The organism is Acidobacteriota bacterium (assembly GCA_016712445.1).
Classification (GTDB): Bacteria; Pseudomonadota; Alphaproteobacteria; order Caulobacterales; family Hyphomonadaceae; genus Hyphomonas.
The window spans coordinates 664,471-680,055 of sequence record JADJRB010000001.1 but is presented as its reverse complement, the minus strand read 5'-3'; the positions used below and the strand labels follow the sequence as shown (position 1 = coordinate 680,055).

14 protein-coding genes are annotated in these 15,585 nt (G+C 64.3%); 3 read left to right on the top strand and 11 right to left on the bottom strand.

Going from position 1 to position 15,585, the window contains the following annotated elements; all coding sequences use genetic code 11:
* Positions 1–3: 3 nt before the first annotated feature.
* Positions 4–1,275 (bottom strand): crotonyl-CoA carboxylase/reductase, encoded by a 1,272-nt coding sequence (gene ccrA / locus IPK75_03390; protein MBK8197392.1) that lies wholly within the window; start codon positions 1,273–1,275, stop codon positions 4–6.
* Positions 1,276–1,423: 148 nt separating this feature from the next.
* Here ccrA and IPK75_03385 point away from each other — a divergent pair, with 148 nt between their 5' ends.
* The gene (locus IPK75_03385; protein ID MBK8197391.1) at positions 1,424–2,314 is read left to right on the top strand and encodes an aminotransferase class IV; all 891 of its coding nucleotides are present in this window, start codon (positions 1,424–1,426) and stop codon (positions 2,312–2,314) included.
* On the opposite strand, the gene IPK75_03380 is transcribed toward IPK75_03385, so the two are convergent.
* Positions 2,254–2,562, bottom strand: coding sequence for a SemiSWEET transporter (locus IPK75_03380; GenBank protein MBK8197390.1), 309 nt, complete (start codon positions 2,560–2,562; stop codon positions 2,254–2,256). The genes IPK75_03385 and IPK75_03380 overlap by 61 nt on opposite strands.
* Positions 2,563–2,614: 52 nt before the next feature.
* The gene (locus IPK75_03375) at positions 2,615–3,121 is read right to left on the bottom strand and encodes a hypothetical protein (protein MBK8197389.1); all 507 of its coding nucleotides are present in this window, start codon (positions 3,119–3,121) and stop codon (positions 2,615–2,617) included.
* 153 nt (positions 3,122–3,274) lie between these two features.
* Here IPK75_03375 and IPK75_03370 point away from each other — a divergent pair, with 153 nt between their 5' ends.
* The gene (locus IPK75_03370; GenBank protein MBK8197388.1) at positions 3,275–5,266 is read left to right on the top strand and encodes a cobalamin-dependent protein; all 1,992 of its coding nucleotides are present in this window, start codon (positions 3,275–3,277) and stop codon (positions 5,264–5,266) included.
* On the opposite strand, the gene IPK75_03365 is transcribed toward IPK75_03370, so the two are convergent.
* The 8 genes from IPK75_03365 to IPK75_03330 form a co-directional block, all read right to left on the bottom strand.
* Positions 5,256–5,909 (bottom strand): hypothetical protein, encoded by a 654-nt coding sequence (locus IPK75_03365; protein MBK8197387.1) that lies wholly within the window; start codon positions 5,907–5,909, stop codon positions 5,256–5,258. The genes IPK75_03370 and IPK75_03365 overlap by 11 nt on opposite strands.
* Positions 5,910–5,998: 89 nt before the next feature.
* The gene (locus IPK75_03360; protein MBK8197386.1) at positions 5,999–7,825 is read right to left on the bottom strand and encodes a DUF885 domain-containing protein; all 1,827 of its coding nucleotides are present in this window, start codon (positions 7,823–7,825) and stop codon (positions 5,999–6,001) included.
* Between the two features lie 68 nt (positions 7,826–7,893).
* Complete coding sequence (locus IPK75_03355; GenBank protein ID MBK8197385.1) at positions 7,894–9,096, bottom strand: multidrug effflux MFS transporter; 1,203 nt, start codon at positions 9,094–9,096, stop codon at positions 7,894–7,896.
* A 188-nt stretch (positions 9,097–9,284) separates the two neighbouring features.
* Positions 9,285–9,872, bottom strand: coding sequence for a hypothetical protein (locus tag IPK75_03350; GenBank protein MBK8197384.1), 588 nt, complete (start codon positions 9,870–9,872; stop codon positions 9,285–9,287).
* Positions 9,873–10,024: 152 nt separating this feature from the next.
* Positions 10,025–10,639, bottom strand: coding sequence for a glutathione S-transferase family protein (locus tag IPK75_03345; GenBank protein MBK8197383.1), 615 nt, complete (start codon positions 10,637–10,639; stop codon positions 10,025–10,027).
* A gap of 78 nt (positions 10,640–10,717) precedes the next feature.
* Positions 10,718–12,148, bottom strand: a complete 1,431-nt coding sequence (locus tag IPK75_03340) for an aldehyde dehydrogenase family protein (GenBank protein ID MBK8197382.1) — start codon at positions 12,146–12,148, stop codon at positions 10,718–10,720.
* 138 nt (positions 12,149–12,286) lie between these two features.
* Positions 12,287–12,484 (bottom strand): hypothetical protein, encoded by a 198-nt coding sequence (locus tag IPK75_03335; GenBank protein MBK8197381.1) that lies wholly within the window; start codon positions 12,482–12,484, stop codon positions 12,287–12,289.
* A gap of 5 nt (positions 12,485–12,489) precedes the next feature.
* A complete protein-coding gene (locus tag IPK75_03330; protein ID MBK8197380.1) occupies positions 12,490–14,013 on the bottom strand; it encodes a DUF853 family protein in 1,524 nt (507 codons plus the stop codon).
* A 142-nt stretch (positions 14,014–14,155) separates the two neighbouring features.
* On the opposite strand from IPK75_03330, the gene IPK75_03325 reads away from it, so the two are divergent.
* Positions 14,156–15,265 (top strand): AI-2E family transporter, encoded by a 1,110-nt coding sequence (locus IPK75_03325; GenBank protein MBK8197379.1) that lies wholly within the window; start codon positions 14,156–14,158, stop codon positions 15,263–15,265.
* Positions 15,266–15,585 lie beyond the last annotated feature (320 nt).

The window sequence follows — 15,585 nt, the reverse complement described above, 5'->3', positions numbered from 1 at the left end:
GCTTCAGCCCTGTCCGTTCACCGCCAGCACATCTTCGACCGTGCGAAGGCCCGGCTTCGGCGCCGTCACCAGCACGGCCATGTTTCCGGGCAGGTGCTTGTTGTCGAGCATCTTCTCGTGGGCGAGCGGGATATCTGCCCAGGGGAAGACTTCCGACATGCCGGGATCGATGCGGCGGTTGATCACCAGCTGGTTGGCTTCGCTCGCCTGCTTCAGGTTGGCAAAGTGCGAGCCCTGAACACGCTTCTGGCGCATCCACAAGAAACGTGCGTCCATGGTCAGGTTGAAGCCCGACGTGCCCGCGCAGATCACCACCATGCCGCCGCGCTTCACCACGAACACGGAGACCGGGAAGGTCGCCTCGCCCGGGTGCTCGAACACCAGGTCGACGTCCTTCTTGCCGGTGATATCCCAGATCGCCTTGCCGAACTTGCGGCTCTCTTTCATGTAGTCGGCAAACTCGGGCCCGTTGACCTTTGGCAGCTGGCCCCAGCAATTGAAGTCGTTGCGGTTGATCACGCCCTTGGCGCCAAGGCTCATCACATAATCGCGCTTGTCCTCGGACGAAACCACGCCAATCGCATTCGCCCCGGTCACCGCGCAGAGCTGCACCGCAAAGCATCCCAGACCGCCCGACGCGCCCCAGACCAGCACATTATCCGCCGGAGAGACGATATGCGGCCGGTGGCCGAACAGCATCCGGTAAGCCGTCGCCAGCGTCAGCGTGTAACAGGCGCTCTCTTCCCAGGTCAGGTGTTTCGGGCGCGGCATGCACTGGCGGGCCTGCACGCGGCAGAACTGTGCGAACGAACCGTCCGGCGTTTCATAGCCCCAGATGCGCTGGCTCGGCGAGAACATCGGGTCGCCGCCATTGCACTCCTCGTCGTCGCCGTCGTCCTGGTTGCAGTGGATCACGACCTCGTCGCCTGGCTTCACGCGCGTCACGCGCTTGCCCACGGCCCACACGATGCCCGAGGCATCGGAGCCCGCCACATGGAAAGGCTGCTTGTGCACATCGAACGGCGAGATCGGCTCGCCCAGCGCGGCCCAGATGCCATTATAGTTGACGCCGGCTGCCATCACGAGGACCAGCACTTCATCGGAGTCGATTTCCGGCACCGGCACCTGCTCGACCAGCATTGCCGTCGATGGCCGGCCATGACGCTCGCGCCGGATCGTCCAGGCGTGCATCATTTTCGGGACGTGGAATTCCGGCGGGATCTCGCCGACTTCGTAAATGTCTTTCGTGACCCGGCCTGCCGTCTTGGTCGCCATCACCATCCTCCGTTTGATCTGTCGGGCTTCAGCCACTCTGCGGTGTCTTCACAGCCCCCTTTGGCGCGGGCACAGTGGCAAGTGTCATGCCGCGACGCAAGAAAAATGTTGCGCCGCACAAAATCGCCCAGTTCTACAGGCTTTTCCGATGTCCATCTGCCCCCTCGTCCATCTCAATGGGTCCATTCTGCCACAGTCGGAGGCGCGGATTTCCCCCCTCGACCGGGGATTCCTGTTCGCCCATGCGGCCTACGAAGTGACGGCCGTCTATGGCGGCAAGTTCATTGACCTTCCCGGCCACATCGCCCGCCTCATCCGCACGCTCGGCGGGATCGGCATCCCGAACCCGCATGACGCGGCGGGCTGGGAAGCGCTGCACACGGAACTGATCGTACGCAACAAGATGGAAGAGGGCCTCGTCTACCTGGAAGTCACCGGCGGCGCCTACGACACCCGCGACTTCGCCGGCCCGGAGGCCTTCCAGCCGACTGTCTTTGCCTACGCGGATACGAAGTCCCTGATCGGACCGCAGGCGCGCGACGGCATCAAGGCGGTGTTCCTCGGTGACACACGCTGGAAGCGGCGCGATATGAAAACCACCCAGCTGCTGTCGCAGGCCCTCGCCTACCGGACAGCCAAGGCGCAGGGCGCCGACACGGCCTTCATGGTGGAGGATGGCTTCGTCACTGAGGCCGCCTCGGCCAATGCCTGGATCGTCAGTCGGGACGGCGAGATCATCACGCGGGACCTTTCGCCGGCGATCCTGCCCGGCATCACGCGCGCCGGCGTCATGGCACTGCGAGGGAACGGCGCCTTCACCATCACCGAGCGCGCCTTCACGCCGGAAGAGGCAGTAAACGCCGCCGAGGTTTTCACGACCTCCGCCGGCGCGATGATCTCGCCAGTGACCCACCTCGACGGCAAGCCGGTCGCGGGCGGTAAGCCCGGCCTTGTCACCCGCCAGATCCAGCGGCTCTATTACGAAGCGATGGGGGCGGATGTGTCGGCGGCAGCCCCTTGGGCTCTCGAGCGCGCCTGAAGCACGGCGCGCATTTTCAGGCCGAGGATGATGCTCGCCAGCGACAGCGTGATCGCGTTCGCCGCGATAATCGGCAGTGCATTCTCGAAGATGCCATAGACCAACCAGGCGGCCACACCGATTGTAAATAGCGCGTACATTGCCAGCGAAATGCCTTCCGTTTTGCCGGTGCGCAGCACCAGCCAGGCCTGCGGCACGAAGGACAGAGTTGTCAGGAAAGCCCCGATGAAGCCGAAAACGTCCGCCACTTGCCACTCCGCCTTTGCTGGGCCGACCAGTTAAGGCGTTTCGGCGGCCGCGTCACGCCGGCGGGTCGGCGTCGATGATCTCGCCTTCGAGAATGACCGCGTCGGCGGGAGCCTTGCGGCTGGGCGGCGCGCCATCTTCGTTCCGCACAGGCGCCAGCAGCGCGCTCATCGCATTGGCGACCATCGCGCCGCCGGCGGAGAAAGCCGCCACGGCAAGATCCGGCCAGCCGATGCCCTCCGACAGCGCCGTGTCACGGAAAAGGGCAAGGACGCCAACCGTAACCACGAAGAGGCCCGTCAGCAGGCCGAACCGCACGATTAACCCGGTCACCAGCATCGCAGGGCTGGAGGGGATGTCGATGCCAACCGCTGCGCCGATCCGGCGACGCTCGAACAGGCTGACGCCGAGCATCGCCGCCGCAAGCAGCCCAACCGCCAGCCAGCCGCGCTCGAGCAAAGCCAGCAGGACCGCGCCGGCCGGAAACGCGGCTAGTGCCGCAGCGCGCAGCGAGATTGCGGTCTTCAGCGCGGAAACGGGATCGTTGGCAGCTTGGGGCAAGGCTCGGCTTTCGCTCGTCGATGGGGTGCAAGCTGAGATGTCGTGGCTTGGCGCCTGCATTCAAGCAGGCAGCGGTACAGTTTTGGCGGCCCTTGCCAGCCGAGAGAGGCTCGGTCATGTTGCGCCGCAACAATTCCAGGGAGGAAAACGGCCATGAGCCATAGCGCGGACTACCAGCACGCACCTGAAGAGCCCTGGATCTTCCGCACCTATGCCGGCCATTCGACCGCCCAGAAATCAAACGAACTGTACCGTCTGAACCTCTCCAAGGGCCAGACAGGTCTCTCCATCGCCTTCGACCTGCCGACCCAGACGGCCTACGACGCCGACCACATCCTTGCGAAGGGCGAAGTCGGCAAGGTCGGTGTGCCGGTGAAACACCTCGGCGACATGCGCCTCCTGTTCGACCAGCTGCCGCTGGAAAAGATGAACACGTCGATGACGATCAACGCGCCGGCGGCCTGGATGCTGGCGCTCTACGTCGCCCTCGCCGACGAGCGCGGAGAGAGCCGCAAGAAGCTGCGCGGCACCACCCAGAACGACATCGTGAAGGAATACCTCTCCCGCGGCACCTACGTGTTCCCGCCGGAGCCGTCGCTGCGCCTGATCGCGGACATGGTGACATGGTGCTATGTCGAAGTTCCTAAATGGAACCCGATGAACGTCTGCTCGTACCACCTGCAGGAGGCCGGCGCGACGCCGGAGCAGGAGCTCGCCTATGCGCTTGCAACGGCCATTGCGGTGCTTGATACGGTCAAGACAGGTGGACAAGTTCCAGAATCAGACTTTGAAACCGTCTTCGGCCGAATCTCGTTCTTCGTGAACGCCGGCGTGCGTTTCGTAACAGAACTTTGTAAGATGCGGGCCTTTGTCGATCTCTGGGAAGAGATCGGCCGCGAGCGCTATGGCGTCACCGATCCGAAAGCACTGCTGTTCCGCTACGGCGTACAGGTCAACTCCCTCGGCCTCACCGAGCCGCAGCCGGAGAACAACGTCTACCGTATCCTTATCGAAGCCCTCGCCGTCACCCTGTCGAAACGCGCCCGCTGCCGCGCGCTCCAGCTGCCGGCCTGGAACGAGGCGATGGGCCTGCCGCGGCCTTGGGACCAGCAATGGTCGCTGCGCCTCCAGCAGATCCTCGCCTACGAGACGGACCTCCTGGAATTCGAGGACATCTTCGACGGCAGCCATGTCATCGACGCCAAGACGAGCGAGCTGAAGGACAAGGCCCGCGCCACGCTGGCCAAGATCGATGCGCTGGGCGGCGCCAAGGACGCGATTGGCTTCATGAAGGAGAGCCTGGTCGGCGCCCATATCGAGCGTATCCGCGCCATTGAATCCGGCGCGCTGAAGGTCGTCGGCGTCAACAGCTATACCGAAACCGAAGCGAGTCCGCTCGGCTCCGGCGACGGCGCGATCATGACGGTCGACCCTGCCGAGGAAGCCGCGCAGGTGCGCGACCTGAAAGCCTGGCGCTCGGCGCGCGACGCGAAAGCGGCCTCGGCGGCGCTGGCGGACCTGCGCGCGGCAGCGACCGAGAACCGCAACATCATGGAGCCGTCCATCGCCTGCGCCAAGGCGGGCGTGACAACCGGGGAGTGGGGCACGGTGCTGCGCGAAGTGTTCGGCGAGTTCCGCGCGCCGACCGGCGTCGCGCTCGTCGTCGCCTCGGACGGCGAAGAGGACATCGAGACCGTCAAGTCCGAAGTCGCTCGCGTTTCGAAAGCGCTCGGCCGTACACTGACATATGTGCTCGGCAAGCCCGGCCTCGATGGCCACTCCAACGGCGCCGAACAGATCGCCGCGCGGGGGCGCGCCGTCGGCATGGAAGTTGTCTACGAGGGCATCCGCTTCACGCCTTCCGAGATCGCCGCGCAGGCCAAGGCCGCGAACGCCCACGTCGTCGGCCTGTCAATCCTCTCGGGCAGCCATCTTGATCTCGTCCGCGAGACCATCGCCGAATTGCGCGCTGCCGGGCTCGGCGATGTGCCGGTCGTCGTCGGCGGCATCATCCCGCCGGAAGATGCGCGCGCCCTGAAACAGATGGGCATTGCCCGCGTCTATACGCCCAAGGATTTCAAGATCACCGAAATCATGGGCGACATGACGAAGCTCGTCGAAAAAGCCTGGCTCGTCAGGGGGTAGCGCTCTCCGCCGCCGCGTCGCGGAAGGCTTGCAGGATGGCGAGTGCTTCCAGCTGTTCGGGCGGGAGGTTCTCGACCGGCGGGCAGCGCGGGTCGGTATTCTGGATCGCCTTGACCATCACCGGCGTCAGCGGGATCGGGTCGCATCCGTGCGTCTGTTCACAGATCAGGTCGAACTCGGGCTTTGCCTTTTCATGGCAAGACAGGCAGTTGCCGCCAAACTGGTTCACCACCGTATCGGCCCCGCGCACGCGAATGGCGCCGCCGGCTTCAGTGACATCAAGTTCGAAGAACTCCCAGTCCTTCGTCGCCGGATTGAAGCCCGCCTCCCGTTTGATCATCGCCTCGCCAGGTACGAGCTGGACCACAGAACCGGCCGGATAGACCGCGCCGGTCTCGGACTCGGCGGCGGCAATTGTGCCCTCCAGGTTGCCGAGAAGGTTGTCGACGTAAAATCCGCGCACGGGATGCATGTCCCGGATGCATTTGAAATCCGCTTCGCCGGGTTCAAACGGGGCGGGGGCTTCCACCGCCGCGGTCTCGACCGCTTCTTCGGCGGGCGCCGGCCCTGACTGGCCACAACCAACTAGACCGAGCATGGCAAGTGCCACCCCAGCCAACTGAATCCGCCCCTTGGTCTGCATGGCCGCCGTCTCCCCGCTCAAGCCCGCAAGCGACGCTGATCGCATTCCGGTCCAGCGTAAAGGCATCACGTCGCGTCTGCGGGGCGTTCTCAGTTGGCCGCTGCCTTTTTGGCGGCGATCCAGTCGTCCACAACGCGGTCAAGGATGCCCAGCGGCATCGCGCTGTTGCCGAGGACCGTCTCGTGGAACTCCTTCAGGTCGAACGTGTCGCCGAGCGCAGCTTCGGCCCGTGCGCGTGCGGCGAGGATAGCGAGCTGGCCGGTCTTGTAGGCGGTCGCCTGGCCCGGCCACACGACATAGCGTTCGATCTCGCGGGTCACCTCGGCCTCCGTCTGGCCTGTCTTGGCGCGCATGTAGTCGATCGCTTCTTCCCGCGACCAGTGCTTGGCGTGCATGCCGGTATCGACCACAAGGCGCACCGCGCGGAACATCTCGGCCTTCAGCCGCCCGAGGTCGCCCAGCGGGTCGTCGGCATACATGCCCATATCGGTGGACGCCATCCGCTCGGCATACAGCGCCCAACCCTCGGTATAGGCGTTGAACGGGCTGAACTTGCGGATCATCGGTACACCCGTGATCAGCTGCGCCGCCGAAATCTGGAAATGATGGCCCGGCGCCGCCTCGTGATAGAGCAGCGTCGGCAGCGTCCAGCGCGGATTGTCAGCGGTGTTCTTGAGGTTGATGTAGAACCGGCCCGGCCGTGAGCCGTCGAGCGCCGGTCCGGTATAATATCCGCCGGCGGAGGAATCCTGCGCATACTCGGGCACACGTACAATCTCGAGCGGCTGCGTCGGCAGGGTGATGAAATAGTCGCCCGCCTTCGCCATCACCTCGCCGTTCAACTCGGCGAGGTAGTCCAGCATCTCCTGCCGGCCCGCCTCGTCATTGGTGAATGCCTGTTCCGGATCGGTCATCAAGGCATCGATGCGCTCGGAGAGGGTTCCCTCGGTGCGGCCGGACGCGGCTAGGATCGCTTCCATCTCGGCCTCGATACGGGCCACTTCCGACAGGCCCAGCGCATGGATCTCGTCCGCCGTCATGTCGGTGGTGGTGTTGGATTTCAGCGCGGCCGCATAGATCCTGTCGCCGTCCGGAATGTGCCAGATGCCCGCATCGTGCGTTGCCTCGGCGCGCATCTCCTTCATCAGGGCGATCAGCGCCTCGTAGCCCGGTATGACCCCTGTCTCCACCGCCGCCGTGGTCTGCGCGATGAGGTCCTGTTTTGCGGCGTCACTCAGCTTTTCGACCTTGTCGAGCCGGGCGGGCAGGGTGGTGACCAGGACGTTTTCGGTGGCGCCGCCCTTGATGAAGGCTTCCATGCCCGCGACCGCCTTGTCGATGATGAAGTCGGGCGGGATGACGCCGGCCGCCCTGTCCTCCTCGACGCGCACGCGCACTTCCTTCAGCACACGGCCGAATTCCTCGACCCGGCTGACATAGCGCCGCGCGCTTTTCTCGTTGATGATCACATGCGCATCCGTCAGGAACTGGGGCAGGTCGACCGTCACGCCGGAAATCTGGTTGATACGGTATCCGCCGTGCTCGAACTCCGCCTGGCGCAGGAGGTCATCGAAAAACCACGCGACGATCTGGTAGCTCAGCAGTTCCTGGCCTTCGAGGCCATCCGGGCCGTACTTGTCGAGCCCGGCGCGCAGCTTGCGCAGCTTTGCCAGCGACTTGTCATCGCCGGCCTTGGTATAGTCGGCGAGCTTGCCGGAATGGAAGTCCAGCGGCGTATTGTCGATCAGGCCGAGCTGGGTCATCAGCTCGGGCGAGTCCATCGCAACCGACAGCGTGGCCTTGTTGATATAATTGTTGACGCCGACCGGCGCACCCCAGAACCAGGTGTAGAGGCCGATGGCCGCGACCAGGACAAGGGCGACCAGGCCGCCGGCAATCTTCAGCAACAGTTTCATCAGGCGTCTCCCGCAGCACGTCTCATTCCACTAGCCCGCCGCACGGCCCGCGCCAACTGCGAGGCAGCCTAGTGACGGCTGAACAGGCGCCCGCGCTCGGTGATCAGCACGCAGGTGAGCGCCGAGACGCCGAGCAGGGCAAAGCCGCTCATCAGCGGCACGGTCGTGCCGTCGAAATGCGAGCCGATAAACGCGCCGACCATGGCCGAGGCGAGCGTGGTCGCGAAACCGTAGGCGGCCGATGCCGTGCCCGCGATCTTGCCGAGCGGCTCCATTGCCAGCGCGCTGAAGTTCGAGCCCATCAGGCCGAAGCAGCCGAAGGCGACAGCGAACAGCGGAAAGAAGAGCGCGAAATTTTCGCCGAACAGCATCGTCATGCCGGCCAAGGTGGCCGACAGGGACGTGAACACGATCAGCGCCGTGTGGCTGATACGGCGCATGCCGATCTTTTCCACGAGGCGCGAGTTGGTGAAGTTGGCGAGCGCCATGACGCCCGCGATGCCCGCAAACCAGTAGGCGAACGTATCGCCGAGGCCGAAGACTTCGCGGAACACCTGCTCGGACGAGGCGATGAAGGCAAACAGCGCGCCGAAGGCGATGCCCGAGGCGCACATGTAGCCGAAGCTGACGCGCGAGCGGCCGACGGCAAGATAGGAGTCGATCGCGCTGGCGACGTTGAGCGGCCGGCGCGCCATCGGCGGCAGGGTTTCCGGCAGGCGCAACCAGGTCCAGGCGAACATCAGGCTGCCCCAGAAAGCGAGCCAGATGAAGATCGCCTCCCAGGGCGCAACCATGAGGATCAGCTGGCCGAGCGTCGGCGCAATGATCGGCACGATCATGAAGATGGTCATCACCAGCGACATGAAGCTCGCCATCGCGCGGCCAGCGAACAGGTCGCGCACGACCGCCGAGGCGACGATGCGTGCCCCCGACGAGAACAGGCCTTGCAGGAAGCGCGCGGCGAGCAACGCCCAGAAGTCACGCATCATCACGCACAGCAGGGAAGCGGCGATATAGCCGGCGAGGCCGAAGAACAGCGGCGCGCGGCGGCCGAACCGGTCCGTGATCGGGCCCCAGACGAGCTGCGGCGCGCCGAAGCCGAGCACGTAGGCAAAGATGATCAGCTGCTGGCGGTTGTCCGTTTCGCCGGGCGCGGCCACGAGGCCGGTCGCGCGGGCGATCTCCGACAGGGCGGGCAACATGATGTCGATCGCCATCGCGTTCAGCGTCATCAGTCCGGCGACGATGGCAACAAGCTCCGCCTTGCGCAGCCCGGTGGGCGGCGCAAGCTGCGTCGTTTGTTTCTCGCTGTCGGCCATCGGGCGGCGGTCCGGGGTTGAAATGGAACGGGGCGTTCTGAACCCATGCGGCGCGCTTGCCTAGTGCCGAATGAACATAGCTCACATGAAAAAGCCCCGCGGGCTACCGCGGGGCCATTCAGTGGGCGAGTGTCGCGCGCTCAGGGCTGAGGGCGCTGGATCGTACCCGTCAGGTTGAAGATAACCTGGGCCGCATCGAAATACGCCACATCGTCCGGCTTCTCGCCCTTGCCCATGACGATTTCTGCCGAGGCGACATAGCTCGTCTGCTCGCGGTAGTCGGCCGGTCCGCCCCAGAACGGGTCATAATAGCCGAAGCGGGAAGCGTAGGTCGGGCCGGGATAGAAGCGGCGGTAGGGGTCGTAGAAATAGGCCGCGCGCGGGCCGTAATACCGGTAGCTGAGGAAGAAGTTGTCGTAGAACGGATCGTAGGGCGCGCCGGCGCCGACCAGTTTGGTGTTCGCATCGGTATCCCGGCGCACGACGCGGAAATGGTCGTATCCGTTCTGCTTGGTCAGTTCGGCGGCCCGGTAGAGCAGGTAGGTCTCGACGGTCTTGCGGTCGGTCAGCGAGTTGCCCGCGAATTCCACCTGGTAGCGGTTGTCCTCGATCTTCTGTTCGGAATAGCCCCGGTCGGTGCCGGTCGAGGCCTGATAGGGCGTTGCGGTTGCGCAGGCCCCGAGCAGGACGAGACCGGCGAGTGCAGCGGCGAGGGAAATGCGTTTCATCGGAGCAGCCTCCAGCAGTTTTTCTCTGTCTAACATGTGATCACGTTTAGATGAACGCCAGCCAACCGCTGACATCACATTCCTGTGACGGACGGGTGCCGGGAAGCCTTGCGGCGGGTCCGGCGAGCCTGTTTGGCCGGCAATCCGGTCCTTCAGATGCCGACTTCGAGCATTGCCTTGTAAGCAGGGCGGGCCGAGACCTTGTCGAGCCAGGCTTTGGTCGCCGGCCGGTTCGCGAGATCGCCGCGCGCGCCCATGCCTGCAATCTGGAAGCCCATCAGGCAGTCGGCCGCGCTGAAGGCGTCACCCGCGAAGTAGGCATGCTTCGACAAATGCTGTTCGATGAGGTTCGCAGCCTTGTCGCGTTCTTCGCCCATGCGGTTGACGAACGCCCCTTCGCTGACACCGGCGAGCCCGACATACATCGTCACCAGCGAGGGTAGGAACGCCGCACCCTCAGCGGCGTGCAGCCATTCGAGATAGCGCGGGAAATCAGGCGAATCCGGTTTCGGATGCAGCTTGTGGTCGGGGTCGAACTTGGCCAGCAGGTATTCCGCGATGGCGCCCGTCTCCGCGACAACGATTCCGTCATGCTCCAGCAGTGGCGACTTGCCGAGCGGGTGGATCTTCAGCAGCTCGGGCGGCGCCAGCCGGGTCGTCGGATTGCGCTTATGGTGGACGATCTCGTGCGGCACGCCGAGTTCCAGCAGCAGCCAGACGATGCGCTGCGAACGCGAGGCATTGAGGTGGTGAAGTTTCAGGGACATTCGAGTTCCTCTGTATCCGGATAAAAAGAAACGGCAGCTTGCGGCTGCCGTTTCCTGTGTTTCAGCGCAAAGCCAGGTTCACGCAGCCTTGTAGCCGATGACAGCCTTCACTTCGAGGAATTCCTCGAAACCGTGCTCGCCCCATTCGCGGCCGTTGCCGGACTGGCCGTAGCCGCCGAAAGGTGCGGAGAAATCCGGGCTGGAGCCGTTCACGTTGATCTGGCCAGCGCGGATGCGGTTGGCGATGGCGTAGGCGTCCTTCTCCGGACCCTGCACATAGCCGGCGAGGCCATACACGGTGTCGTTGGCCATCTCGACGGCCTGGTCGACGGTGTCGTACGGCAGGATGCAGAGCACCGGCCCGAAGATTTCCTCGCGCGCGATGGTCATGTCATTGGTCACGTTGGCGAACACGGTCGGCCGGGCGAAATAGCCCTTGTTGAAGCCTTCCGGACGGCCCGGGCCACCGGCGACGAGCGTGGCGCCCTCTTCGATGCCCTTCTGGATCAGGTCCTGGACCTTCTGGTACTGGTTGCCGTTCGAGATCGGACCAATGGCGCCCGGCGTCGCTTCGCCCGGCATCATCACCTTCACGGATTCGGCCGTCGCTTTCGCAATCGCGATCGCTTCGTTCTGCTGGTCCTTCTGGACGAACATGCGGCTCGGCGCGTTGCAGCTCTGGCCGGTGTTCGTCATCATCGACATCACGCCGCCAGCAACTGCCTTCTTGAGGTCGGCGTTCGGCAACACGATGTTCGGGCTCTTGCCGCCGAGTTCCTGCGCGACGCGCTTGACGGTCGGGGCAGCGGCCTGCGCGACGAGCACGCCGGCGCGGGTCGAACCGGTGAAGCTCACCATGTCGACATCCGGGTGCGAAGAGAGGACAGCGCCGACGCCCGGGCCGTCGCCGTTGACGAGGTTGAACACGCCCTTCGGCACGCCGGCCTCGTGCATGATCTCAGCGAAGATCATCGCGTCCAGCGGCGCAATTTCGGACGGCTTGAGAACCATCGTGCAGCCCGCTGCGATCGCCGGCGCAACCTTGCAGGCGATCTGGTTCAGCGGCCAGTTCCAGGGCGTGATGAAGGCGCAGACGCCGATCGGCTCCTTGCGCAGAAGGGTCGTGCCCTTCAGCTCTTCGAACTTGTAGCTGCGAAGGATCGCGGCGGCGGTGGCGAAGTGGCCCATGCCGGCCGGCACGTGTGCGCCGTTGGCCAGCCACATCGGCGCGCCCATTTCACTGGAAATCGCTGCGGCCAGTTCCGGCATGCGCTTCTGGATACCGGCCGTGATCTTGTCGAGCAGGTCGGCGCGGTATTCGACCGAGGTCTGCGAGAAGCTGGGGAAAGCTTTCTTTGCGGCGGCAACAGCCTTGTCAGCGTCGGCTTTCGAGCCGAGCGAGATGACGGCAAAGTTTTCTTCGGTCGCCGGGTTTTCGACTTCCAGCTTGCGCGGGGTCACCGGATCGACCCAGGCGCCGTCGATGTAGAACTTGAGGTATTCCTTCATTGGCCGGGTGCCTCCCTTTGGCATGACTGATCTGGGCTCTAAGTAGACTATAGGGCGCGCGCCGCATTTTCGCCACTGCTGACGCTGGGGGAGGGGCAAGCCTCACCGAAGTGTCATCCTGTAAGGCCCAGGCCGCGTTCAGCGCGGGGTGCGCGTCCAGCCGCGGCCCGCCATGCAGACCGTGAACTGGTCGGTATTGTTGTAGCTGGACTGGCTACAGGAGGCGACCGCGGTTTCGTAGGACTGGGCGCCGGGGCTACCGGTCCAGCCTTTTTCACGCGGGCCATAGGTGCAGGCCGAGAGGGCGACGAGGGTGAGGGCGGCGAGTGTGCGCATCGGCGTTACCGTTTCCGTGTTCCGAAAATACCGCGCAAGACATAGCGCACGACTTCGCGGCTGGCGGTCGAGGCGGCGTTGTTGACGGCGCGCTCGCTGGCGGTCATCCGGCGCGAGCGGGTGGTTGTCTTGCCTTTCGCCTTGGCCTTGGCGGCGGCTTCCTTCTCCTTGGCCTCAAGCTTGGCGAGCTTCTCCGCTTCCTTGGCGGCCGCCTCCTCGCGCTTCGTCAGGATCTCGTAGGCGGATTCCCGGTCGATCGCCTTGTCATACTTGCCAAGCACCGGGCTTGCCTTCTGCACCTCGGCACGCTCCGGATCGGTCGCCGGACCGAGGCGGGAAGAAGGCGGACGGATCAGCGTCTTCTGCACCATCGCCGGGGCGCCCTTGGCTTCGAGCGTGGAGACCAGTGCCTCGCCAACGCCCATCTCGGTGATCGCCGCTTCAGTCTTGAAGGCGGGGTTCGGACGGAAGGACGCGGCGGCAGATTTCACTGCCTTCTGTTCGGTCGGCGTATAGGCGCGCAGGGCATGCTGCATGCGGTTGCCGAGCTGCGCGAGGACGCTCTCCGGCAGGTCGCGCGGGTTCTGCGTGACGAAATAGACGCCGACGCCCTTGGACCGGATCAGGCGCACGACCTGCTCGATTTTCTGCATAAGGGCAGCGGGCGCATCGGCGAACAGCAGGTGGGCCTCGTCGAAGAAGAAGACGAGGCGCGGCTTCTCGGGATCGCCGATCTCCGGAAGTTCCTCGAAGAGCTCCGAGAGCAGCCAGAGCAGGAAGGTGGAATAGAGCTTCGGCGAGTTGATGAGCTTGCGCGCGTCCAGGATGTTGATGTAGCCGCGCCCGCTCGTCGTCGTGCGCATGAAATCCGAAAGCTCGAGGGCTGGCTCGCCGAAGAACCGCTCGGCCCCATCGCGTTCGAGCACGAGCAGTTCGCGCTGCACGGCAGAGAGCGAGGCCGGCGCGACATTGCCGTACTTGCGGCTGACTTCCGTGCGCACCGTATCGTCGCCGAGGCTGACCAGCAGCTTGCGCAGGTCCTTCAAGTCGAGCAGCAGGAGGCCGTTGTCGTCTGCATACTGGAAGGCGATGTTGAGCACGCCTTCCTGCACGTCGGTGAGGCCCATCAGGCGCGAGAGGAGCAGGGGCCCCATCTCGGTGATCGTCGCCCGGATCGGGTGACCCGTGTCGCCGAACACGTCCCAGAAGATGGTCGGCGCAGCTTCATATTTCAGTTCGCCCATGCCGATGGCTTCGGCGCGGGAGACGAGGCTGGCATGCGCCTTGTGCGTCTCGCTGCCGGGCATGCAGATGCCCGAAAGGTCACCCTTCACGTCGGCTGCGAAGACCGGCACGCCGGCGTCCGAGAAAGCCTGCGCCATGACCTGCAGCGTCACCGTCTTGCCGGTGCCGGTGGCGCCGGCGACAAGGCCGTGCCGGTTGGCCACCTTGAGGATCAGCGACTGGGCAACATCCGGCTTGCCGGTCGCGTTGGCGTCCGCGCCGCCCAGGAAGATCGTGTCGGTCATGCTCGGCCCTTCATTCTGAACTCCAGCGCTGCAGGCTAGTGGTTTGGCCGGATTCGGCAAGCCGCATCACCCGTGCGCGGCGCTTGACCGCGCCGGACGGAACGCTAAGCGTGCGCGCTGTTCTCCCGGAGATACTTAGCGCATGGACCGTTCTGCCAAGGTAGGAACCTGGATCATTGCCACCGGCGTGATCATTGCCCTGCTGTACTTCGGACGCGACATTCTCGCCACCTTTGCGATGGCCGTTTTCCTGTTCCTGATCATCGAAGGTTTCGCAGCGGCGATCGACAATGCGACCGACCGTCTGGACCTGCGCGCGGCGCGCCTGTTCGCCGTCCTGATCGTCAGCGGCGGCTTCATCGGCTTCATTGCCCTCATGGCGAACGGCGTCGCGGAGTTCGGACGCGATGCGGGCGACTATGAGAACAAGATCAACGCGCTGATCTATGATATCTACCGTGCCTTCGGCCTGACTGATGCCCCGTCGCTGACGCAGCTCGTCTTCAACGAGCGCGGCCAGGTGTTTTTCGCCACCATCGCCAATTCGGTCCGCGGCCTCTCCGGCGATATCGTGCTGATCCTCATCTATGTAGCCTTCCTGTTCGCTGCCCAGGGCGGCTGGTCGAACAAGCTGGACAATATCTTCCCCGATCCCGAGCGGCGGGCGCAGGTGCGCGCCATCGGCAGTGAAGCGCGGCTGGGCATCGAGAAATACCTTTGGGTCCAGACCCTGATCTCAGCCCTGATCACGCTGCTGACCTACGCCTCCCTGCTCGCGCTGGGTGTGCAAAATGCACTGTTCCTGTCGGCTCTGATTTTCGTACTCAACTACATCCCGACGGTGGGGTCGATCGTCGCAGCCTTGGTGCCGCCGCTGTTCGCGCTGGTGCAGCCGGCCGTGCCCGGATGGGTGCCGGGGCTCGTGCCGGAGGACTCCTATATCTACGCGGCCATCGTGTTCGGGATTGTCAGTTTCTGGCAGTTCTCGATCGGCAACTTCGTGCAGCCCCGAATGATGGGCGATTCGCTGAACCTGTCGGCGCTTGTGGTACTTCTGGCCCTTGCAATATGGGGTGTTCTCTGGGGCATTCCCGGCATGTTCCTGTCGGCGCCGCTGACCGTGCTGATGATGATCCTGCTGGCCCAGTCCCAGGAAACACGCTGGATGGCGATCCTCCTGTCGGCCGACGGAAACCCCCAAGGAACAACGCATCACAGCGATGCGGGAACGAATGCGTCCGCCGGTAGTTGATCAGTCGACTTTCCTGTATAGACTGCGCTTGCAGGAACGGGGCTGTTCACCGGTAGATGTCGAATCGTTAACTTTTATTAGACGATTTCGGCATTGATATCGTTGTTCTCGACCCGAAATATGAATTCAGGCTTCCGCGTGCGTCCCCCCACCCAGCCTGCGGAAGATTCTGAAGGGCCCGCCGGACATGTCCCCGTTCGGCGGGCCCGCTTATTTCCGGCCTGAACTCTCCCCCCTTTACGCGCACGCAAACGTCAACGCGCGTTTCCGTTTCTTCCGCTTTGATTCAGACCATGATTGTTGAAGCGCTCACCGCCCGG

Coding starts and splice junctions, on each gene's coding strand:
- ccrA (MBK8197392.1), bottom strand. CDS start 1,275: ATGGCGACCAAGACGGCAGGCCGGGTCACGAAAGACATTTACGAAGTC.
- IPK75_03385 (MBK8197391.1), top strand. CDS start 1,424: ATGTCCATCTGCCCCCTCGTCCATCTCAATGGGTCCATTCTGCCACAG.
- IPK75_03370 (MBK8197388.1), top strand. CDS start 3,275: ATGAGCCATAGCGCGGACTACCAGCACGCACCTGAAGAGCCCTGGATC.
- IPK75_03365 (MBK8197387.1), bottom strand. CDS start 5,909: ATGCAGACCAAGGGGCGGATTCAGTTGGCTGGGGTGGCACTTGCCATG.
- IPK75_03360 (MBK8197386.1), bottom strand. CDS start 7,825: ATGAAACTGTTGCTGAAGATTGCCGGCGGCCTGGTCGCCCTTGTCCTG.
- IPK75_03350 (MBK8197384.1), bottom strand. CDS start 9,872: ATGAAACGCATTTCCCTCGCCGCTGCACTCGCCGGTCTCGTCCTGCTC.
- IPK75_03345 (MBK8197383.1), bottom strand. CDS start 10,639: ATGTCCCTGAAACTTCACCACCTCAATGCCTCGCGTTCGCAGCGCATC.
- IPK75_03340 (MBK8197382.1), bottom strand. CDS start 12,148: ATGAAGGAATACCTCAAGTTCTACATCGACGGCGCCTGGGTCGATCCG.
- IPK75_03335 (MBK8197381.1), bottom strand. CDS start 12,484: ATGCGCACACTCGCCGCCCTCACCCTCGTCGCCCTCTCGGCCTGCACC.
- IPK75_03330 (MBK8197380.1), bottom strand. CDS start 14,013: ATGACCGACACGATCTTCCTGGGCGGCGCGGACGCCAACGCGACCGGC.
- IPK75_03325 (MBK8197379.1), top strand. CDS start 14,156: ATGGACCGTTCTGCCAAGGTAGGAACCTGGATCATTGCCACCGGCGTG.